The following is a 20,274-nucleotide window of genomic DNA, read 5'->3' as shown; positions in this document are numbered from 1 at the left end:
CATTCCAAAAAAAGGTAGGCCGCCATGTCCGAGACGTTGCTCAGTTCCCGCAATCTGGCTTTCGAGCTGTATGAAGTCCTCGATGCCGAGGGCCTGACCCAGCGTGAGCGTTTCGCCGAGCACAACCGGGAAACCTTCAATGCGGCGATTGGCACTGCCCGCAGCATCGCCGAGAAGTTCTTCGCTCCGCACAACCGCAAGGGTGACGAGAACGAGCCGCGCTATGAGAACGGTCAGGCGATTCTGATTCCGGAAGTGAAACCGGCGGTGGACGCCTTTCTCGAAGCCGGTTTCCTCAACGCCGCGCGCAGTTTCGAGGCGGGAGGCATGCAGCTTCCTACACTGCTCTCCCAGGCCTGCTTCGCACACTTTCAATCGGCCAATGCTGCTTCGACGTCGTACCCGTTCCTGACCATGGGCGCGGCGAACCTGATCGAGAGTTTCGGCACCGACGAGCAGAAGCGTCGCTTCCTGCAACCGATGATCGACGGCCGTTTCTTCGGCACCATGGCCCTGACCGAACCCCACGCGGGCTCGTCGCTGTCGGATATCCGCACCCGCGCTGAACCTGCGGCCGACGGCACTTATCGCCTCAAGGGCAACAAGATCTTCATCTCCGGCGGCGATCATCCGCTGTCGGAAAACATCGTGCACATGGTGCTGGCCAAGTTGCCGGACGCGCCGGCCGGGGTGAAGGGCATTTCGCTGTTTATCGTGCCCAAGTTCCTGGTCAACGACGACGGCAGCCTCGGCAAGCGCAACGATGTGCTGCTGGCCGGGCTGTTCCACAAGATGGGCTGGCGTGGCACCACGTCTACCGCGCTGAACTTCGGCGATAACGGCGAGTGTGTCGGCTATCTGGTGGGCAAACCGCACCAGGGCCTGAGCTACATGTTCCAGATGATGAACGAAGCGCGGATTGGCGTCGGCATGGGCGCGGTGATGCTTGGCTACGCGGGTTATCTGTATTCGCTGGAGTACGCTCGCGAGCGTCCACAGGGCCGCGTGCCGGACAGCAAGGACCCGAACACCGCGCCAGTGGCGATCATTCAGCACGCCGACGTCAAACGCATGCTGCTGACGCAGAAGGCCTACGTCGAAGGCTCGTTCGACCTTGGCCTGTACACGGCGCGGCTGTTCGATGACACCACCACGCTTGAGACCGAAGCCGAGCGCAAACAAGCCCATGAGTTGCTGGACCTGCTGACCCCAATCGTCAAATCCTGGCCGTCGGAGTTCTGCCTGAAGGCCAACGAACTGGCGATCCAGATCCTCGGCGGCCACGGTTATACCCGCGAATACCCGGTGGAACAGTACTACCGCGACAACCGCCTGAACCCGATCCACGAAGGCACGCACGGCATTCAGTCGCTGGACCTGTTGGGCCGCAAACTGGCGCAGAACGGTGGTGCAGGGCTCAAGCAACTGATCCGCCTGATCGCCGACACCGCCGAACGCGCCCAGGCATTTGAGGCACTGACGCCACTGCGCGAGCCGCTGGAGAAGCTGGTGGCACGCCTGCAAACCGTGACCATCGGCCTGTTGACCGATCTGGCCCAGGGCAAGGTCAACAGCAGCCTGGCGAACTCGGCGTTGTACCTGAAAGTGTTCGGGCACACGGTGATCGGCTGGCGCTGGCTGGAACAGGCGATTCGCGCCGAGGAAGGTTTGGCCAAGGGCAATGCGGCGGATGTGAGCTTTTACAAGGGCAAGCTGCAGGCGGCGCGCTACTTCCTGACCTGGGAAGTGCCGGGTTGCCACCATGAGCTGGCGATTCTTGAGGCGCGGGATGATGTGTGCCTGGGCATGCAGGATGAGTGGTTCTGATCCCAAGTATTTGTAGTGCTGCTTAGATCCATTCGCGAGCAAGCCCGCTCCCACAGGTGAATGCATTCCAACTGTGGGAGCGGGCTTGCTCGCGAAGACGTCCGCGCAGACGCCACATCACCCCAGCTTGAACCCACCCATCTGCCGCGCCAGATCATCCGCCAGGCGCTGCAACGTCTGGCAGTCCTCACGACAGGCCCTGACCTCCCCAGCCGTCGCCCGCGCCAGATCGGAAATACCCTGCACGTTGCGATTGATTTCCTCGGTCACCGCCGACTGCTCTTCCGTCGCCGTCGCCACCTGATGGTTCATGTCACTGATGCGCTCGACCTGTCCGGTAATGGCGGTCAACGAGGTGCCGGTACGCTGGCTCGACTCGACGCCTGTGCCGGTCGCGGCTTGCCCGGAATGCATCGATGAAACGGCGTTTTCCGCGCCTTGCTTGAGGCTGCCGATCATCTGCTGGATTTCATCGGTAGAGGACTGCGTACGACGCGCCAACGTCCGCACTTCATCGGCCACCACGGCGAATCCACGCCCCATATCCCCGGCCCGCGCCGCTTCGATGGCGGCATTGAGCGCCAGCAGGTTGGTCTGCTCGGAAATCCCGCGAATCACCGCCAGCACCTGATCGATGGATGCCACTTGATGGGCCAGTTCACCCACAGCAGTGGCCGCGACACCGATTTCCTGGGACATGCTTTCAATGTGGCGGATCGAGCCGCCCACCACTTCCCGCGCCTGCATCGCCTCATCCCGGGCCGTTTGCGACGCGACCGCCGCGTTGCCGGCATTCTGCGCGATTTCCTGCACGGTCAGGCCCATTTCGTGAACCGCGGTAGCGACCATGTCGGTCATTTCCTGTTGGCGCCCGGAACGTTCGGCAGTGTTATCCACAACCCTGGCCACTTGCCCCACAGCGGTGCGCAAACGTTCGCTGGTGGTCAGCACTTCACCGATCATGTCGCGCTGACTATCCAGGAACCGATTGAAACCGCGAGCCAGATCGCCCAGCTCATCGGCACGACTGGAATCTAACCGATGGGTCAAATCTCCACCACCGCTACCGATGGCTACCAGCGCCGCTGTTACCTGACGAATCGGTCGTACCAACCCACGGGCCAGCAACACCACCAGCAACAGGCACACCATGGCCACCGCCAGGCCGATGCCGCTGCTCATCCACATCGCGCGGCGGGCCTCCGCGTAGATCTGCGATTGCGGCACTTCGGCCACCAGGGTCCAGCCGAGATCGCGCAGAGGCAGACTTAACGCAAGGAAGTCTTCGCCTTCACGCTCGAAGCCGCTACTGGTGGCAGCTTTTTGACTCATCACTGCTTGCGCGGCCGTAGCACCAATCTGCTCGGTCAGGCTGCGTTTACCGCTGAATTGCGCTTCAGGGTGCACCTGGATCAAACCGTCGGAACGCACGAGATAGACCTTGCCGCGCTCACCGAAGCTGAAGTTGTGGATCAGCTCCGACAGCTCTTTCATGCTCAGGCCAAGCCCGGCAACACCCACAACTTTACCGGCCTGCTCGACCTTGAGGTCAATGAAAAGCGCCAATTCTCCGGTGGCCGTATCGTTGTCAATATTGAGGGTGCGCGGCTGGTTGCTGTCGAGAAACGCGTAGAACCAGGCGTCTTTGGGATTGGAACGGCTGAGGGTCCGGTCCAGGCCTTTTTCGGTGATGTAGTGGTTGGACGCGGTGCCGACAATCAGCGCGGTAAAGGCTTTGTGTTCGGCCCGAATGCCTTCCAGATAGGTAGCGAAGGTGTTGGTCTGCGCGCTGTCTTCGCCTGCGGCCAGCCAGTCGCGCACCATGCTGTTGCTGGCGATGTCCTTGGCGGCGGTGAGGGGTTGAACGAGGATCCGCTCGATGTCGTTGCGCATCGCTTCGATGCTCGACGGCAAGGCTTGTTCGACCAGATAGCTCTGGGCGAGGCGGTTGACCACCAGGGTATATATGCCAACCACGATCAGAATACTGACGAGCAGAGCGGTGCCCATGCTCAGGATCAACTGCCATTGAATACTGCGTCGCCAGAACTGCATGGAGCACCCCCAAAGAATAAGAGGCTGAAACACTGCAACAGCCGTGCCGATTGTATACAAACCAATCGACAATCTATTCTTTGGTTGTGCGCAAAGCCGATCAGGCCTGATTGATCGTCTTGGAGATCACTTCAACCGTGGCGCTGACTTGCTCTTGGTAACGGTCGAGTTCGAGCTTGTGCTGCTTCTGCATTTCGATCTGCTGGGAGCACAGATTCATCGCCGCCAGCACCAGCAGGCGGTCACCGATCAGCGTCGGGTACTTCCTCTTGGTTTCGGCCAGGGCTGCCTTCAACATCATCGCGGCGTCCAGCAGGGTCTGCTCTTCCCCGGCCGGTGCCTTGATCGAATAGTCCTCCCCCAGGATCGAGACGACTTTTACCCCTGCGGCGTTGTAACTCATGCGCTGACAGGGCCTGCGCTGACGCGCTCAACCAGGGCCTGGATGCGAGCCGCCGTGGCGCCTTGCTTCTCCTCGTGTTCCATCAGGCTCAGTTGCAGGCTTTCATTTTCATCCTTGGCCTGGGCCAGTTCTGTGGTCAGGCTCTGGTTCTGTTGCACCAGATCACTTACAAGTTGTTCCAATTGGCTGAGGGATGCTTCCAACATTTTGATTATCCGGGCTTTTTCAAAGGGCGCGTACGATAAAGAAAAGTCACCGTGGATGCCAGGGTTATACAGGCGCAAAGCCTTGATTTTGCTGACGGGCGACCTTCCTCGCGAGTTTTAAAGACTGTGAATGGCCGATGTGGTTCCTGCACTTCGTCGCCACAAGGTGCAACCGGCCAAAACACGCGGGCTCAAGACTTCACTGCGGCGACCGATAAGTCATCCATACAGCAGCCTCAGCCGCGCACGGATGCGCTCTTTCCCGGTGAACGCCATGTCTCTTCGTAATATGAATATTGCCCCTCGGGCGTTCCTCAGCTTTGCCCTGATCGGTGGCTTGATGATGGTTCTGGGAGTGTTTGCCTTGAATCAGATGAGCAAGATCCGCGGCGCCGCCGAAAACATCACCAACAACAGTGTGCCGAGCATCAAGAGCCTGGACGAATTCACCCAGCTCACCTTGCGCCTGCGCGTGTTGTCCTACCGTTTGCTGGTAAACCGCGAGCCTGAGGTGCAGCAAAAAACCATGGAACTGCTGGAAACGCGCAACCAGCAGATTCGCGCCGCCCAGGCAACCTACGAAAAGCTGATCGCCAGCCCGCAGGAACGTGCAACCTACGATCAATACGTGCAGTTGCTGGGTCAGTACCGCCAGATCGAAGACCGGATGAAAACCTTGTCGCGCAACAATCAGGTCGATGAACTGCGCAGTTTGCTCAACACCGATTTGCTCAACAACTCCGAAGCGGTCAACACCGTGTTGAACCGCCTGCTGGAGATCAACACCCAGCAAACCAACGACACCAACCAGCAGGCGGCGGATCAATACGATTCGGCGTTCAACCTGGTGATTGCCCTGCTCGTGATCGCCACCGCCCTGACGTTGCTGCTCGCCTGGTTGTTGACCAACAGCATCACCCAACCGATCGCCAACGCCCTGAGCGCCGCCGAACAGATCGCCGAAGGCAACCTGACGCGCCCGATCACCGCTGACGGTGAAGACGAAGCCGGTCGTTTGCTGCTGGCCATGTCGAAGATGCAGGAAAAACTGCGCGACACGCTGCAGCGCATCTCCGGCTCGGCCACGCAGCTTGCATCCGCTGCCGAAGAGCTCAACAGCGTCACTGACGAAAGTGCCCGGGGCCTGACCCAGCAGAACAACGAAATCGAACAGGCCGCCACTGCGGTCAACGAAATGACCAGCGCCGTGGAAGAAGTCGCGCGCAACGCGGTCAGCACATCCGAAGCCTCGAAGAACGCCACCTCATCGGCCGGTGACGGTCGCGATCTGGTGCAGGAAACCGTGAGCGCCATCGAACGCATGAGCGCCGATGTGCAGAGCACCGCGACCCTGATCGGCGACCTGGCCAACGAGTCGCGCGATATCGGCAAGGTACTGGATGTGATCCGTGGCCTGGCCGACCAGACCAACCTGCTGGCCTTGAACGCCGCCATCGAGGCCGCCCGCGCCGGTGAGGCCGGTCGTGGTTTCGCCGTAGTGGCCGATGAGGTTCGTGCCCTGGCCCATCGCACTCAGCAATCGACCAGTGAAATCGAACGCATGATCGGCAGCATCCAGACCGGCACCGGGCATGCAGTGGATTCGATGCGCAACAGCACCGAACGCGCCGAGTCGACCCTGAACATCGCCCGCGGTGCCGGGATGTCGCTGGACACCATCAACAGTGCCATCGTCGAAATCAACGAGCGCAACCTGGTGATCGCCAGCGCCGCCGAAGAACAGGCGCAGGTGGCCCGTGAAGTGGATCGCAACCTGGTGAACATTCGCGACCTGTCGGTGCAGTCGGCCACCGGGGCGAATCAGACGAGTGCGGCGAGCAACGAGCTGTCGCGCCTGGCGGTGGACCTGAACACGATGGTTGGGCGGTTTAGCCTCTAATCGCCAACACAATACCTGTGGCGAGGGGGCTTGCCCCCGTTGGGCCGCGCAGCGGCCCCAAACTTGTTAACCGCGTACATCCATTAAATCGCGTCTACCGGATTTACGACTGCTTCGCAGCCGAACGGGGGCAAGCCCCCTCGCCACAATGATTTCACCCGGCGTGAAGAATCGCCCGCAAAACCTTTTTGACAGCATCACATTTCAACAGGTTAGAATCGCTGGCACGCAGACTGCATGGTCAGTTTGTGCCCGCCTTTCAGCTTCCTGGAGTACTGCCTTTGAATGCGACGACCATCAACAGCCTGTTCTTGATCGGCGCGTTGCTGGTAGGTGCGAGCATTCTGGTGAGCTCACTGTCATCGCGCCTCGGCATCCCGATTCTGGTGATCATCCTGGCCGTCGGCATGGCGGCCGGCGTCGATGGCGGCGGCATCATTTTCGACAACTACCCCACGGCTTACCTGGTCGGCAACCTCGCGCTGGCAGTGATCCTGCTCGACGGCGGCCTGCGCACCCGGGTGTCGAGTTTCCGCGTGGCGTTATGGCCGGCACTTTCACTGGCCACGGTCGGCGTGCTGATTACCACCGGGCTGACCGGCATGGCGGCTGCATGGCTGTTCAACCTGAACCTGATCCAGGGCCTGCTGATCGGTGCCATCGTTGGCTCCACCGACGCCGCGGCGGTGTTCTCGCTATTGGGCGGCAAAGGCCTGAACGAGCGGGTAACCGCCAGCCTCGAAATCGAATCCGGCAGTAACGACCCGATGGCGGTGTTCCTCACCGTCACCCTGATCGACATGCTCGCCAGCGGCCAGACAGGCCTGCACTGGAGCCTGCTGACCCACCTGCTACGCGAGTTCGGCATTGGCGGCGTCATCGGCCTGGGCGGCGGCTGGCTGATGCTGCAACTGGTCAACCGGATCAACCTGGCCACCGGTCTTTACCCGATCCTGGTCATTGCCGGTGGCCTGGTGGTGTTTGCCCTGACCAACGCCCTGCATGGCAGTGGCTTCCTCGCCGTGTACCTCTGTGGCCTGGTGATCGGCAACCGTCCGGTGCGCAGTCGCCACGGCATTCTGCACATGCTCGACGGCATGGCCTGGCTGGCGCAGATCGGCATGTTCCTGGTGTTGGGGCTGCTGGTGACGCCTCACGATCTGCTGCCTATTGCCCTGCCGGCACTGGCACTGGCGCTGTGGATGATTCTGTTTGCCCGGCCACTGTCGGTGGTGGTTGGCCTGCTACCGTTCAAAGCCTTCCATGGGCGCGAGAAAGCGTTCATTTCCTGGGTCGGCCTGCGCGGCGCGGTCCCGATCATTCTGGCGGTGTTCCCGTTGATGGCCGGCCTGCCCAACGCCCAGCTGTACTTCAACCTCGCGTTCTTTATCGTGCTGGTGTCGCTGCTGGTCCAGGGTACGAGCCTGCCATGGGTCGCCAAGCTGCTGAAGGTCACGGTCCCCCCGGAGCCTGCGCCCATCTCGCGCTCGGCCCTGGAAGTGCACGTCACCAGCGAGTGGGAGCTGTTCGTTTATCGCCTCGGCGCGGAGAAATGGTGCATCGGTTCGCCCCTGCGCGAGCTGAAAATGCCCGAAGGCACCCGTATCGCGGCCCTGTTTCGAGGCCAACAATTGCTCCATCCGTCGGGTAGTACGGTGCTCGAAGTCGATGATTTGCTGTGTGTCATCGGCCATGAACACAACCTGCCGGCCCTCGGAAAACTCTTCAGCCAGGCGCCACAACGGGGTCTTGATCTGCGCTTCTTCGGCGACTTCGTACTCGAAGGAGACGCCCAGCTGGCCGCGGTTGCGGCCCTGTACGGCCTGAAGGTCGAAGGCATCGACCCAGAGATGTCCCTGGGCCGGTTTATTGCCCAGAAAGTTGGCGGCGCGCCGGTAGTGGGTGACCAGGTCGAATGGAACAACACCATCTGGACCGTGGCGGTCATGGACGGGAACAAGATCGGCAAAGTGGGCGTCAGATTCCCCGAAGGAAGTCGCCCGGGTCCCGGTCTCTTCCTCTAAACTGCGTCCACTATCACTTGCTTGACCGGTCTTTATGCCTAACCTGCGCTCTTTTTTCGCCATCGCCCTGCTGGGCTTGAGTCTCTCTGTCGGTACTGTCGGTACATTGCAAGCGGCCGAACCGCCCTCCAGCGAAGCCGTGCAGGCGAGCCTGGACAAGATCGCCGACCGCAAACTGCCGGAAGCCGATCAGAAAGCCCTGCAAACCGTCCTGCAAAACACGCTGAATCAGCTCAACAACAAGCGTGATTACGAGCAGAAGCTGGCCGATCTCAAGCAAACGTTGAGCTCTGCACCCAAGCAGACGCTCGAGAACCAGCGTGAACTGACCCGCCTCAAGGCCAGCACCGTGGTGCCGGTGGCGCAGCGTTTCACCAAGGAACCGATCCAGCAGCTGGAACAATTGCTCACCGAGCGTTCCACCCAGCAAAGCGACCTGCAAAAAGCCCTGGCCGATGCAAACAGCCTGATCATCACCGCCCAGACCCGCCCCGAGCGCGCCCAGGCGGAGATTTCCAGCAGCCAGACGCGCATTCAGCAGATCAACAACATCCTCAAGAACGGCAAGGACGCCGGCAAGACCTTGAGCGCCGAGCAGCGCGACCTGCTCAATGCCGAGCTGGCAGCGCTGAACGCCCTGATCCCGCTGCGCCGCCAGGAACTGGCCGGCAATACCCAACTGCAAGACCTGGGCAACAGCCAGCATGACCTGCTGTCGGAGCGATCCGACCGCCTGGATCGGGAAATCCAGGAACTGCAAACCCTGATCAACCAGAAACGCCTGGCGTTGTCCCAGGAAACGGTCACCCAGCAATCCATCGAAGCGCAGAAGGCTGGCGGCAGCAGCCTGCTGGCCACCGAAAGCGCGGCCAACCTGAAGCTCTCGGACTACCTGCTCAAAAGTACCGACCGCCTCAACGAAGTCACCCAGCAGAATCTGCAGACCAAGCAACAGCTGGACAGCCTGACCCAGAGCGACTCGGCCCTGGACGAGCAAATCAACGTGCTCAAAGGCAGCCTGCTGCTCTCGAAGATTCTCTACAAACAGAAACAGGCGTTGCCGCGCCTGCGGCTCGACCGCAACCTGGCCGACCAGATCGCCGACATTCGCCTGTATCAGTTCGAAGTCAGCCAGCAGCGGGAGTTGCTGAGCAATCCGACCACCTACGTCGATAACCTGCTGGCGACCCAGCCGCCCGAGCAAGTCACGCCGCAGTTGCGCAAAAGCCTGATGGAACTGGCCACCACCCGTGCGGACCTGCTGGAGCGCCTCAATCGCGAACTGAGCGCGGTACTCAATGAATCCATCACCCTGCAACTGAACCAGAAGCAACTGCTCAGCACCGCGCAAAGCCTGCGGGCGACGCTCGATGAGCAGATGTTCTGGATTCCGAGCAACAAGCCGCTGGACCTGGAGTGGGTTCACAGCGTGCCGGATCGCCTGCAGCGGCAACTCGACTCACTGCCGGTACTTTCAAGCCTGAGCGAACTGACCGACGGCCTGACCCAGCGCCCGCTGCTGTTCCTGCCGCTCGCGCTGCTGATCGGTGCGCTGCTTTGGCGCCGCAAGAATCTGTACGCGCGACTGAACAAGGTTCACCAGGACATCGGTCACTTCAAACGCGATAGCCAGTGGCACACGCCGCAGGCCATCCTGATCAATATCCTGCTGGCGATGCCGGTTTCCCTGGGCCTCGCCTTGTGCGGGCTGGCCCTGCGAATCGACGCCCGTGGGCAGAACGCCAACATGGGCGCGGCGCTGCTGCAAATGGCCGGGGCCTGGCTGGTGTTCTACACCGCCTACCGGATCCTCGCGCCGGGTGGCGTGGCAGAACTGCATTTCCGCTGGGAAAAGCCCCAGGTGGAGTTCCTGCGCAGATGGATCCGCCGCCTCGGCATCGTGGTAATGGCACTGGTGACTGTTGTTGCCGTTGCCGAACTGCAACCGGCGGCGCTGGCCGATGACGTGATCGGCATGCCGGTGGTGCTCACCTGCTACGCCTTGATGACCTTGCTGCTCAGCCGCCTGCTCATCAGCAGCCCGACCCACGAGAACGCCTCGCTGTTCCGCAAGCTCGTGGGGATCCTGTTCACCGCCCTGCCCGTCGCGCTGTTCGTGGCGGTGTGCTTCGGCTACTACTACACGGCGCTGAAACTCAGCGACCGCCTGATCAACACCCTGTACCTGCTGATGTTCTGGCTGGTGATCGAAGCCACTTTCGTGCGCGGTCTCAGTGTGGCGGCCCGGCGCCTGGCCTACCAGCGCGCCCTGGCCAAGCGGCTGGCGGCGAAAGAGGCTGGCGATGGTGAAGTGGTGATCGAAGAACCGACCATGGACATCGAGAAGGTCAACGAACAGTCCCTGCGCTTGATCCGCCTGGCGCTGCTCGGCGGCTTCATGGCGGCACTCTATTGGGTCTGGGCCGACCTGATCACGGTGTTCTCGTACCTGGACAACATCACCCTCTACGAATACACCAGCGGTACCGGCGCCAACATGAGCATGGTGCCGATCAGCATCGGCGACATGCTCGGCGCGCTGATCATCATCGGCATCACCTTCGCCCTGGCGCGCAACCTGCCAGGCTTGCTGGAAGTGTTCGTGCTATCGAAGCTCAATCTTGCCCAGGGCAGCGCCTACGCGACCACCACGTTGCTGTCGTACGTAATCGCCGGCGTCGGTTTCGTCTCGACGCTGTCGACCCTCGGCGTAAGCTGGGACAAGCTGCAATGGCTGGTGGCGGCGCTGTCGGTCGGCCTCGGTTTCGGCATGCAGGAGATCTTCGCCAACTTCATTTCCGGCATCATGATCCTGTTCGAACGTCCGGTGCGGATCGGTGACACCATCACCATCGGCAACCTGTCGGGCACGGTGAGCAAGATTCGCATCCGCGCCACGACCATCACCGACTTCGACCGCAAGGACATCATTGTCCCGAACAAGACGTTCATTACCGGGCAACTGATCAACTGGTCGCTGACCGACACCATCACCCGGGTGACTCTCAAGCTTGGCGTGGACTATGGCTCTGACCTGGACCTGGTGAAGGAGCTGCTGCTCAAAGCCGCGCGCGACAACCCGCGCGTGTTGAAAGATCCGGAACCCCACGTGTACTTCCTCAACTTCGGCGAAAGTACCCTCGACCACGAGCTGCGCATGCACGTGCGCGACCTCGGCGACCGCAACCCGGTGCTTGATGAGGTCAACCGCTTCATCAACCGCGAGTTCAAGAAGCAGCACATCAACATCTCGTTCCGGCAAATGGAGGTTTACCTCAAGAACCTGCACGGCCAGGAATACAAGATGGTGCCAATCGAACCGGAAGCGAAAACCATCGTGCCACTGGTCGACGGCAAACCAGCGCAAGAACCGCCCGCCGCCAAACTCGACTAACCGGCCGTTCCCCAGCAGAATGCTCGGACATTCTGCTGGAGCTGGCCCTTGAAAGCCCTCGACGAACTCACTTTCGATAATCGCTTCGACCGCTTGGGCGATGCGTTTTCCGCCCATGTGCTGCCCGAGCCCATCGACAATCCGCGCCTGGTCGTGGCCAGCCCCGCCGCCATGGCGCTGCTCGATCTCGACCCGGCCGTGGCCGAAACCCCAGAGTTCGCCGAACTGTTCAGCGGCCACAAGCTCTGGGCCGATGCAATCCCAAGGGCGATGGTCTATTCCGGGCATCAGTTCGGTTCCTACAACCCGCAGTTGGGCGACGGTCGCGGCCTGTTGCTGGGCGAGGTTTACAACGCAGCTGGCGAGCACTGGGACCTGCACCTCAAGGGCGCCGGCCAGACGCCGTTTTCACGCATGGGCGACGGCCGCGCGGTACTGCGTTCATCGATCCGCGAATTCCTCGCTTCCGAAGCCCTGCACGCCTTGAACATCCCGACCACCCGCGCCCTGTGCGTGATCGGCTCCGACACCCCGGTGTGGCGCGAAAAGCAGGAGCGCGCGGCCATGGTCCTGCGCCTGGCACCAAGCCATGTGCGCTTTGGCCACTTCGAATATTTCTACTACACCAAACGTCCCGAGCAGCAGAAAGAGCTGGGTGACCACGTGCTGGCCATGCATTTCCCGCAGTGCCTGGAACAACCGGAACCGTACCTGGCGATGTTCCGTGAAGTGGTCGAGCGCAATGCCGAGCTGATTGCCAAGTGGCAGGCCTATGGTTTCTGTCACGGCGTGATGAACACCGACAACATGTCGATCCTCGGCATCACTTTCGACTTCGGCCCGTTCGCCTTCCTCGACGACTTCGACGCCAACTTCATCTGCAACCACTCCGACGACCAGGGCCGCTACTCCTTCAGCAACCAGGTGCCGATTGGCCAGTGGAACCTCAGCGCCCTGGCCCAGGCCCTGACGCCATTCATCAGCGTCGAAGCCCTGCGCGAAACCCTCGGCCTGTACCTGCCGCTGTTCCAGGCCCATTACCTGGACCTGATGCGCCGCCGCCTCGGCCTGACCACCGCGGAGGATGACGACCAGAAACTGCTGGAAAACCTGCTGCAACTGATGCAAAACAGCGGCGTCGACTACAGCCTGTTTTTCCGTCGCCTGGGTGAAGACGCACCTGAAGAGGCCATCACACGCTTGCGCGATGACTTCGTCGACCTCAAGGGTTTTGATGCCTGGGACGAACTCTACATCGCCAGGGTGGCCCGTGAAGGCACGCTTGATCAGGAGCAGCGCCGCCAGCGCATGCACGCGGTCAATCCGCTGTACATCCTGCGCAACTACCTGGCACAAAAGGCCATCGATGCGGCAGAGAGCGGCGACTACTCGGAGGTCCGCCGACTGCACACAGTGCTGAGCAATCCGTTCGAGGAACAAGCGGGGATGGAAAGCTACGCAGAGCGACCACCGGAATGGGGCAAGCATCTGGAGATCAGTTGTTCGTCGTGAGGCAGGTCAGATAAAGACTTCTACCGACACGCTGAAGCGCTCGGCCAACCAGCGGACTTGGCGCAGGTTGAGCTGACGCTTGCCACTCAGGATTTCGGACACGACCGACTGAGGACCAACGCCTGGCAGGTCGCTCTGGCTCAGGCCGTGTTCACGCATCAAGTAGCCAAGAATCTCGACCCCGCTAGGCTTTGGCATCGGGTGATGCTTATGGTCCCACTCCTCAATCCAGTCACCAATGATATCCACCAGGCTCATCAGCGGATGGGTCTCATCATCGCCGGTCATCTCGAGCAACTCGTCCAGAGCATGCGCCAGCAGGTCATAGTCATCTTCATTTTTCGGCTTTCGAAGCAGCGGTGAGACAAACTCCCAATGCTCGGCAGCTTTTTTGATCAGTACACTCATGCTTTTTCCTCCTTCCACTTGCCGCGTTCATATTCGCGATGATCCAGCACATGCTTGATATAAAGCTTTTGCGATCGATATCTGACAAAAGCTATCAACCGCAGCTTGTTGCCACCGATATCGAAAACATGAAGCTCACCTACCTTGTCGACAGCAGGGAATGTGGCTCTCATCGCCGCAAAATCCGACGGCTTGCTTCCTTTGGCTAATTGATACCAATGATCCAGCGCATTGGCTGCCATTGGCCATTTGGCCTTGGCTTCACGTACTCTTTTTCGGTGAGAACATGCATGCAACATCCTTATCGCATTTTGCGATGGGGAGTTAATCACAGATCAAAAATATCGCAAGTTGCGATAATCCGAAGTGGACCAGCGGTCTGGCCCGGCACGACTCAGCCTAGTTTTAACGCTGGACACTGCGCGATTGAAAACATGAGCAAACGTCTCCAACTAGGTGTTATCAGCTTCCCATTGGATATCACTCATGACCGACCCACTCCTCATCCCCTGCCCCCACTGCAACGGCCTCAACCGCATTCCCGCCGAGCGCCTCAACGACCATCCAAAATGCGGGCGCTGCAAGGCCGAAGTCCTGCTGAACAAGCCGTTTGAACTGAAGCAAGGCGACTACGCCAGCCAGATCAAGGGCGATCTGCCGCTGCTGGTGGACGTATGGGCGGACTGGTGCGGGCCGTGCAAGTCGTTTGCACCGGTGTTCGAGCAGGCCGCCGGGCAACTGGCGGGCAAGTGCCGACTGGCCAAGCTGGACAGCGAGGCGAACCAGCAGTTGTCGGCCCAATTGGGGATTCGCTCGATTCCGAGCCTGATACTGTTCAAGAACGGCCGGGAGATCGCCCGGCAGAGCGGGGCTTTCCCGTTACCGCAGTTGATGAGTTGGTTGCGTAGCCAGGGAATCTGAAGCCACCACCAATCAATGTGGGAGCGGGCTTGCTCCGGGCGGCGTTCCGACGAAGGCGTCGCGTCAGTCAACTTAGATGTTGAATGTAACGGCTTCTTCGCGAGCAAGCCCGCTCCCACATTTGTTTTGTGTTGTCAGCCCGGTTCAGGCGTTTTCCAGCAGGTTGTGCAACTCGACAAACTGCTGCGTCAGCTTGTGCCGTGGATCGAGATGGATCAGCGGCGTATTGGCCTGGTGGGATTCGCGCATGCGTACCGAGCTGGCCAGGTACACCGGCAACACCGGCAGGCCTTCGGCAATCAGTTCGTCGAGAATTTGCTGGGGCAGGCTGGCGCGGGCCTGGAATTGGTTGACGACGATGCCCTCGACTTCCAGACCTTCGTTATGGTCGTCCTTCAACTCTTCGATTTCCGCCATCAGTCCGTACAGTGCCTGGCGTGAAAAGCTGTCGCAATCGAAGGGAATCAACACACGATCGGCGGCAATCAATGCTGAAACCGCATAAAAATTCAGCGCTGGCGGGGTATCGAGGTAAATCCGGTCGTAGTCTTCGCTCAGCTCTTCAAGCAATTTACGCAGCTTGTTGATCTTGTGCTTGGCTTCAAGCTTTGGCTGCAAGTCCGCCAGTTCGGCGGTGGCGGTAATGACATGGAGGTTATCGAACGGGGTTTCGTAGATGTCGACCTGATTTTTCTTGGAGAACGGCCCGGAAGACAGCGTCTGCTTGAAGAAATCGGCGATGCCCATCGGGATGTCGCTACCAGTGAGCCCCGTCAGGTACTGAGTGGAGTTGGCCTGGGCGTCGAGGTCCACCAACAGGGTGCGAAAACCCTCGCTGGCACTGACCGCCGCCAGATTGCAGGCAATGCTGGATTTACCAACGCCACCTTTCTGATTGAACACCACGCGCCGCATGTCAAAACCTCCGTGTATCAAAGAATGACCGAGTGTAGTGGTCCACGGTGTTGCTTCGCTACCTCGCCGGCAAAGGGACTACACAGTCAGTTGCCTTCTCTTGCTTGAAAAGCCCTGAACACCCCGCTGGTTTGTCGCCGGAACCGACAGACGGGGAAATATTCTTGTGAATAATTACCAGTCGTCCAATTTTTTCGAGCCAGCCGCTTCATCTTGCTGAGCAAAATGTAACCAGCATTTGCTACACGTTCCCGGCACCGGGATAATGCGCGCCACTCGGCGCCAGACGCCACGCAGGGTGAGTCTCGGTTCTCGGCCACTCCCCCGCGTCAAGTAAGCCCGTGAGGGTGGGATGAATGTCTGTGATCAACTTCAACATCGCCCAATGGCGCGCCTGGGCCCCCGGGCTTGATAGCGTGAACGATTGGCAGGCCTGGAGCCGACAACCGGTCGTGCTGCCGGACAGCGATGCCGCTCCCGACGTTTCGTTCCTGCCAGCCATGCAGCGTCGGCGGCTCAGCCGCCTGGCACGAATGGCATTCAGTGTCGGCTGGCCATTGGCCGAAGGTCGGCAGGATCTGCCATTGGTCTTTGTTTCCCGTCATGGCGAAACGCCCCGCACCGTCGACATTCTCAGTGATCTGGCCGCCGATCAGCCGTTGTCGCCGACCCAGTTCAGCTTGTCCGTGCATAACGCCATTATTGGTTTGTGGTCGATCATGCGCGGTGAAACCAGCGAAATGACGGCCCTGGCTGCCGCAGGCGATGGCCTGGAACACGGCATGCTGGAAGCTGCCGCGCTACTGGCTGAAGGCGCTCACGCGGTATTGCTGGTGGTCACCGAAGAGCAGCCGCCCGAGGCTTACTCGACCTGGATCGACGACGTGCCTTTCCCCTATGCCGTCGGTCTGCTGATCACTCCCGGCACCGACTGGCGGTTGTCCCTGAACAGGCCCACGGATGCGTTGTCCAAACCCCGCTGGCCACACGCGCTGAATCTGTTGCGTACGTTGCTCGGCCAGCAAACCACCTGCCAACATGCCTGGAAAAATCGTGTATGGACCTGGCAACGCAACCCGTGACCGAGAAAAACCGCGACGCCTATTACTGGCGCTTGCTGGCCACCGCCGCGAGCTTTGCCCTGTTCGGGTTGGGCGGCCTGTGCCTGCGCCTGGTGATTTTCCCTGTGCTGAACTGCCTGCCGGGCGACGCCCGGACCCATCGACTGCGGGCCCGGCAGACGGTCAGCGGCTGCTTCTGGATTTTTGTGCGCTTCATGGCCCGCACCGGGGTGCTGACCTACACCATTGATGGCGCGGAAAAACTCGGTCGTCCCGGGCAAATGATCATTGCCAATCACCCGTCGCTGATCGATGTGGTGTTTCTGATCGGCCTGGTGCGTCACGCCAACTGCGTGGTCAAGCAAAGCCTCTGGGAAAACCCCTTTACCCGCGGACCGTTGCGCTGCACCCAATACATCAGCAACGACGGCAGCATGGACATGCTCGACGCCGCTGCCGACGCGCTGAAAGACGGCCAGACCCTGATCATTTTCCCCGAGGGTACGCGCACCCAGCCCGGCCAGGCGCCGGCCTTTCATCGGGGCGGTGCGGCAATCGCCCTGCGTGGTGCGAAAATCCTCACCCCGGTCATTATCAAGGTCAGCCCGACCACACTGACCAAGGCCGAGCCCTGGTATCGCATCCCCAAGCGGCGCGTGCACTTCAGTTTCCGGGTCGGTGCGGATATAGACCCGCAGACCTTCGCCGCGCAGGGGCCGGCTCCGCAAGCCTCGCGCAAGCTCAACGATTATCTACATTCTTACTTTATTAAGGAGCTCGCCGAAGATGAGCGATCTGCACCGTGATATCAAAATGCTTATCATCGACGCCCTTGGCCTGGAAGACATCAGTGCCGACGACATCGACAATGACCAGACCCTGTTCGGCGAAGGCCTGGGCCTGGACTCGGTAGACGCCCTGGAACTGGGCCTGGCCATCCAGAAAAAGTACGGCATCAAAATCGATGCCGATGCCAAGGACACCCGTAATCACTTCAGTAACGTGGCGAGCCTTGCGGCGTTCGTCACCGCAAAACAGGCAGCTTGAGACCGGACCATGCAAACTCGTGATGACATTTTCAACACCCTGCGCGATGCCCTGGTCGAGCTCTTCGAGCTGGACCCCGAGCGTGTGAGCCTGGAGTCCAACCTGTATCAGGACCTTGAAATCGACAGCATCGACGCAGTCGACCTGATTGATCACATCAAACGCCAGACCGGCAAGAAAATCGCCGCCGAAGAATTCAAATCGGTGCGTACCGTCAGTGACGTGGTCGAGGCGGTCTACCGTCTGGTTCAACCGGCCGCATGAGTCGAATGATCGGCCTGGGCCTGCTGCTGGCAGGCCTTTTGTATCCCTTTGCGGTGTATTTCGGCATGGAGCATTTCGCCCCCTGGCAGTTCGGCTTGCTGCTGGGCGGACTGTGGCTGGCCCGGGCGCTGACCGGCAAACGGCAGCCTGGCAGCCTGTGGATGGCGGTGGTGGCCATCGTGTTCTGTCTGTTGCTGGCACTGTTCGACAGCCCGGCGCTGTTGCGCTGGTATCCGGTGTTGATCAGCAGCTTCATGCTGGTGCTGTTCGGATCGAGCCTGACATTCGGCCCACCGATAGTCGAACGCCTGGCCCGGGTACGCGAACCGCAATTGCCGGCCGAGGGCATTCGCTATACCCGCCAGGTGACCGTCGCCTGGAGCGTCTTTTTTCTTTGCAACGGTTTGTGTGCCGCCGCCCTGACCCTCTGGGCGCCGCTGAGCTGGTGGACCTTGTACACCGGCCTGATTTCCTACGGCTTGATAGGCCTGATGTTTGCCATCGAATGGCTCATACGACAAAGGGTACGAGGCCGCCCATGAATTGGATAAAACTTGAGCACCTGCTGCTCAAGGCTCAGCCCGAGCGCGCCGTAACGACTGCTCCGGCACTGGATCACGCCCGACTGTGCGAACAGGCGCTGCGCCTGGCTGCCGGCTTGCAGGCCCGGGGGGTACGGCAGATGGCCGTGCACCTTGAGGATGCCGCCGACCTCGCGGTCGCGCTGATTGGCGCCTGGCGTGCCGGGGTCAGCGTGCTGCTGCCGTCCGACCTGCAAGCGCAGACCCGCCAACGCTGGTCAAGCGAAGTCGATCTGTGGCTGAGCGACCAGCCCGACGATGCGCACCTTGGCGATTTCCAGCAGCCGCCACTCGGTGCCGCCGCGCTGGACCTGGATAACTGCCGACTCAGCCTGTGCACCTCCGGCTCCAGCGGCGAACCCAAGCGCATCGAAAAGAACCTGCGCCAACTGGCCAATGAAGTCGAAGCCCTGGAACAGCTGTGGGGCGCCGACCTGGGCCCGGCGTGCATCATCGGCAGCGTCGCCACCCAGCACATCTACGGCCTGCTGTTTCGGGTGTTGTGGCCGCTGTGCGCCGGACGCCCGTTCGTACGTCGGCAGTTGGCCTTTCCGGAAGACCTGCAACGCGCCAGCCGCGAGCACCCGGCCTTCGCCTGGGTGGCCAGTCCGGCGCTGCTCAAGCGCATGGGCGACAACCTCGACTGGCCTGCCCTGAGCTGCGTACGTCGAGTGTTTTCCTCGGGCGGCGCATTGCCGGTCGAGGCCGCACAGGACCTGCATGAGCGCCTGGGGCAATGGCCAACGGAAATTTTCGGCAGTTCGGAAACCGGCGGCATCGCCTGGCGTCAGGGCGCTGAACTCTGGCGGCCGTTTGCGGGTGTCACGCTGACCCAAGACATTGATGACGCGCTGCTGATCGCTTCACCCTACTTGCCTGTCGGCCACGTCGAACACACTGCCGATTCAGCGCACATCGCCGTCGATGGTCGCTTCGAATTGCTTGGACGACTGGACCGGATCGTCAAACTGGAAGAAAAACGCATCTCGCTGCCGATGCTGGAACAAGCCCTGATGGCCCACGACTGGGTTGCTGAGGCGCGTCTGGGGGTCGTCCAGGAAAACCGCGCCTCGCTCGGCGTATTGCTGGTTCTGACTGAATCCGGCCTGCATGCCCTGCGCAATCAAGGCCGACGCACCGTCACCGAGCAATTGCGCCAACACCTGAGCCAACACTGCGAAGCCCTGGCCCTGCCAAGACGCTGGCGCCTGCTGCGCCAACTGCCGCTGAACACTCAGGGCAAACTGCCCCAGGCCGACGTCGATGCCCTGCTGCTGACACCCCGTCCCAAAGCCCCGGAGGTGCTGGAGCAAGTCGAAAGCAATGGCGAGTGGAGCCTGCAACTGGCCGTGCCACCGGACCTGGCCTATTTCAGCGGTCATTTCCCCAAGGCGCCGGTGTTGCCTGGCGTGGTGCAGGTGGACTGGGCGCTGAGCCTGGGCCGGCAACTGATGAACCTGCCGGAAAAATTCGCCGGCATGGAGGTCTTGAAATTCCAGCAACTGGTGCGCCCGGGCGATGAAATCCAGCTGCACCTGCGCTTCGACCCGGCACGCGGCAAATTGTATTTCGCCTATCGCAACGAAACCGCCACCTGCTCAAGCGGACGGATCTTGCTGGAGACGGCGCATGCATAACCTGTGGCAAACAGGCTTTTTGTGGCGAGGGAGCTTGCTCCCGTTCGAGTGCGAAGCGCTCGCCATTAAACCAGTGCACAAAGGTTTTGGGGCCGCTTCGCAGCCCAGCGGGAGCAAGC

Annotated in this window: 18 protein-coding genes and 2 pseudogenes; 13 read left to right on the top strand and 7 right to left on the bottom strand. The window is 60.7% G+C overall.

The window, feature by feature from the left end; genetic code table 11:
* Positions 1–24: 24 nt before the first annotated feature.
* A complete protein-coding gene (locus tag KGA88_RS14160; RefSeq protein WP_223591836.1) occupies positions 25–1,827 on the top strand; it encodes an acyl-CoA dehydrogenase in 1,803 nt (600 codons plus the stop codon).
* Between the two features lie 117 nt (positions 1,828–1,944).
* Here the strand turns inward: KGA88_RS14160 and KGA88_RS31785 are convergent, their stop codons facing one another.
* The 4 genes and pseudogenes from KGA88_RS31785 to KGA88_RS14145 form a co-directional block, all read right to left on the bottom strand.
* Positions 1,945–2,676, bottom strand: a complete 732-nt coding sequence (locus KGA88_RS31785) for a methyl-accepting chemotaxis protein (RefSeq protein WP_411740848.1) — start codon at positions 2,674–2,676, stop codon at positions 1,945–1,947.
* Between the two features lie 132 nt (positions 2,677–2,808).
* Positions 2,809–3,837 (bottom strand): annotated as a pseudogene (locus KGA88_RS31780) (cache domain-containing protein); the annotation flags it as partial.
* A 145-nt stretch (positions 3,838–3,982) separates the two neighbouring features.
* Complete coding sequence (locus KGA88_RS14150; protein WP_007981180.1) at positions 3,983–4,285, bottom strand: cell division protein ZapA; 303 nt, start codon at positions 4,283–4,285, stop codon at positions 3,983–3,985.
* Positions 4,282–4,491 (bottom strand): hypothetical protein, encoded by a 210-nt coding sequence (locus tag KGA88_RS14145; protein ID WP_046039713.1) that lies wholly within the window; start codon positions 4,489–4,491, stop codon positions 4,282–4,284. The genes KGA88_RS14150 and KGA88_RS14145 overlap by 4 nt, the downstream gene beginning before the upstream one ends.
* 130 nt (positions 4,492–4,621) lie before the next feature.
* Between KGA88_RS14145 and KGA88_RS31775 the strand changes: the two are divergent.
* The 5 genes and pseudogenes from KGA88_RS31775 to selO all read left to right on the top strand — a co-directional run.
* A pseudogene (locus KGA88_RS31775) lies at positions 4,622–5,488 on the top strand (MCP four helix bundle domain-containing protein); the annotation flags it as partial.
* 30 nt (positions 5,489–5,518) lie between these two features.
* Positions 5,519–6,391, top strand: a complete 873-nt coding sequence (locus KGA88_RS31770; protein WP_411740847.1) for a methyl-accepting chemotaxis protein — start codon at positions 5,519–5,521, stop codon at positions 6,389–6,391.
* Between the two features lie 281 nt (positions 6,392–6,672).
* Positions 6,673–8,415, top strand: coding sequence for a potassium/proton antiporter (locus KGA88_RS14135; RefSeq protein WP_110659676.1), 1,743 nt, complete (start codon positions 6,673–6,675; stop codon positions 8,413–8,415).
* Positions 8,416–8,449: 34 nt separating this feature from the next.
* Positions 8,450–11,809 (top strand): mechanosensitive channel MscK, encoded by a 3,360-nt coding sequence (mscK, locus tag KGA88_RS14130; RefSeq protein WP_223591824.1) that lies wholly within the window; start codon positions 8,450–8,452, stop codon positions 11,807–11,809.
* Positions 11,810–11,857: 48 nt separating this feature from the next.
* Positions 11,858–13,321: a protein adenylyltransferase SelO gene (gene selO, locus KGA88_RS14125; RefSeq protein WP_223591816.1), complete on the top strand. Its 1,464-nt coding sequence runs from the start codon at positions 11,858–11,860 to the stop codon at positions 13,319–13,321.
* Positions 13,322–13,327: 6 nt separating this feature from the next.
* Here selO and KGA88_RS14120 read toward each other — a convergent pair whose 3' ends face one another.
* The gene (locus KGA88_RS14120) at positions 13,328–13,729 is read right to left on the bottom strand and encodes a type II toxin-antitoxin system HigA family antitoxin (RefSeq protein ID WP_223591814.1); all 402 of its coding nucleotides are present in this window, start codon (positions 13,727–13,729) and stop codon (positions 13,328–13,330) included.
* Positions 13,726–13,971, bottom strand: coding sequence for a type II toxin-antitoxin system HigB family toxin (locus KGA88_RS14115; RefSeq protein ID WP_411740844.1), 246 nt, complete (start codon positions 13,969–13,971; stop codon positions 13,726–13,728). Before KGA88_RS14115 ends, KGA88_RS14120 begins: the two co-directional genes overlap by 4 nt.
* Positions 13,972–14,215: 244 nt before the next feature.
* Here KGA88_RS14115 and trxC point away from each other — a divergent pair, with 244 nt between their 5' ends.
* The gene (trxC, locus tag KGA88_RS14110; protein ID WP_108230706.1) at positions 14,216–14,650 is read left to right on the top strand and encodes a thioredoxin TrxC; all 435 of its coding nucleotides are present in this window, start codon (positions 14,216–14,218) and stop codon (positions 14,648–14,650) included.
* Positions 14,651–14,794: 144 nt separating this feature from the next.
* On the opposite strand, the gene KGA88_RS14105 is transcribed toward trxC, so the two are convergent.
* Positions 14,795–15,565, bottom strand: a complete 771-nt coding sequence (locus KGA88_RS14105) for a ParA family protein (protein WP_015093167.1) — start codon at positions 15,563–15,565, stop codon at positions 14,795–14,797.
* A 356-nt stretch (positions 15,566–15,921) separates the two neighbouring features.
* On the opposite strand from KGA88_RS14105, the gene KGA88_RS14100 reads away from it, so the two are divergent.
* Genes KGA88_RS14100 through KGA88_RS14075 form a run of 6 tightly spaced genes read left to right on the top strand, consistent with a single transcriptional unit; the run spans position 15,922 to position 20,155 of the window.
* On the top strand, positions 15,922–16,647 hold the full coding sequence (locus KGA88_RS14100) for a beta-ketoacyl synthase chain length factor (RefSeq protein WP_110659672.1): 726 nt from the start codon (positions 15,922–15,924) through the stop codon (positions 16,645–16,647).
* Entirely contained in the window at positions 16,623–17,432 is an 810-nt protein-coding gene (locus tag KGA88_RS14095; protein WP_223591810.1) for a lysophospholipid acyltransferase family protein, read from the top strand. The genes KGA88_RS14100 and KGA88_RS14095 overlap by 25 nt, the downstream gene beginning before the upstream one ends.
* Positions 17,413–17,673, top strand: a complete 261-nt coding sequence (locus KGA88_RS14090) for a phosphopantetheine-binding protein (RefSeq protein ID WP_110659670.1) — start codon at positions 17,413–17,415, stop codon at positions 17,671–17,673. The genes KGA88_RS14095 and KGA88_RS14090 overlap by 20 nt, the downstream gene beginning before the upstream one ends.
* Positions 17,674–17,682: 9 nt before the next feature.
* On the top strand, positions 17,683–17,937 hold the full coding sequence (locus KGA88_RS14085; RefSeq protein WP_007992314.1) for an acyl carrier protein: 255 nt from the start codon (positions 17,683–17,685) through the stop codon (positions 17,935–17,937).
* Positions 17,934–18,479, top strand: coding sequence for a hypothetical protein (locus KGA88_RS14080; protein ID WP_110659669.1), 546 nt, complete (start codon positions 17,934–17,936; stop codon positions 18,477–18,479). Before KGA88_RS14085 ends, KGA88_RS14080 begins: the two co-directional genes overlap by 4 nt.
* The gene (locus KGA88_RS14075; protein ID WP_223591808.1) at positions 18,476–20,155 is read left to right on the top strand and encodes an acyl-CoA synthetase family protein; all 1,680 of its coding nucleotides are present in this window, start codon (positions 18,476–18,478) and stop codon (positions 20,153–20,155) included. Before KGA88_RS14080 ends, KGA88_RS14075 begins: the two co-directional genes overlap by 4 nt.
* Positions 20,156–20,274: the final 119 nt, after the last annotated feature.

Origin of the sequence: Pseudomonas sp. A-R-19 (assembly GCF_019956575.1) — a bacterium.
Lineage (GTDB): Bacteria > Pseudomonadota > Gammaproteobacteria > Pseudomonadales > Pseudomonadaceae > Aquipseudomonas.
The sequence above is the reverse complement of the archived record's forward strand: the minus strand, read 5'-3'. Positions and strand labels throughout refer to the sequence as shown.

Bases quoted from the DNA above. Each gene is read 5' to 3' on its own strand.
- KGA88_RS14105 (WP_015093167.1), bottom strand. From the start codon at position 15,565: ATGCGGCGCGTGGTGTTCAATCAGAAAGGTGGCGTTGGTAAATCCAGC.
- KGA88_RS14120 (WP_223591814.1), bottom strand. From the start codon at position 13,729: ATGAGTGTACTGATCAAAAAAGCTGCCGAGCATTGGGAGTTTGTCTCA.
- KGA88_RS14115 (WP_411740844.1), bottom strand. From the start codon at position 13,971: ATGGCAGCCAATGCGCTGGATCATTGGTATCAATTAGCCAAAGGAAGC.
- KGA88_RS14085 (WP_007992314.1), top strand. From the start codon at position 17,683: ATGCAAACTCGTGATGACATTTTCAACACCCTGCGCGATGCCCTGGTC.
- mscK (WP_223591824.1), top strand. From the start codon at position 8,450: ATGCCTAACCTGCGCTCTTTTTTCGCCATCGCCCTGCTGGGCTTGAGT.
- KGA88_RS14100 (WP_110659672.1), top strand. From the start codon at position 15,922: ATGTCTGTGATCAACTTCAACATCGCCCAATGGCGCGCCTGGGCCCCC.
- trxC (WP_108230706.1), top strand. From the start codon at position 14,216: ATGACCGACCCACTCCTCATCCCCTGCCCCCACTGCAACGGCCTCAAC.
- KGA88_RS31770 (WP_411740847.1), top strand. From the start codon at position 5,519: ATGTCGAAGATGCAGGAAAAACTGCGCGACACGCTGCAGCGCATCTCC.
- KGA88_RS14090 (WP_110659670.1), top strand. From the start codon at position 17,413: ATGAGCGATCTGCACCGTGATATCAAAATGCTTATCATCGACGCCCTT.
- KGA88_RS31785 (WP_411740848.1), bottom strand. From the start codon at position 2,676: ATGGTCGCTACCGCGGTTCACGAAATGGGCCTGACCGTGCAGGAAATC.
- KGA88_RS14095 (WP_223591810.1), top strand. From the start codon at position 16,623: ATGGACCTGGCAACGCAACCCGTGACCGAGAAAAACCGCGACGCCTAT.
- KGA88_RS14150 (WP_007981180.1), bottom strand. From the start codon at position 4,285: ATGAGTTACAACGCCGCAGGGGTAAAAGTCGTCTCGATCCTGGGGGAG.
- KGA88_RS14160 (WP_223591836.1), top strand. From the start codon at position 25: ATGTCCGAGACGTTGCTCAGTTCCCGCAATCTGGCTTTCGAGCTGTAT.
- KGA88_RS14080 (WP_110659669.1), top strand. From the start codon at position 17,934: ATGAGTCGAATGATCGGCCTGGGCCTGCTGCTGGCAGGCCTTTTGTAT.
- KGA88_RS14145 (WP_046039713.1), bottom strand. From the start codon at position 4,491: ATGTTGGAAGCATCCCTCAGCCAATTGGAACAACTTGTAAGTGATCTG.
- KGA88_RS14075 (WP_223591808.1), top strand. From the start codon at position 18,476: ATGAATTGGATAAAACTTGAGCACCTGCTGCTCAAGGCTCAGCCCGAG.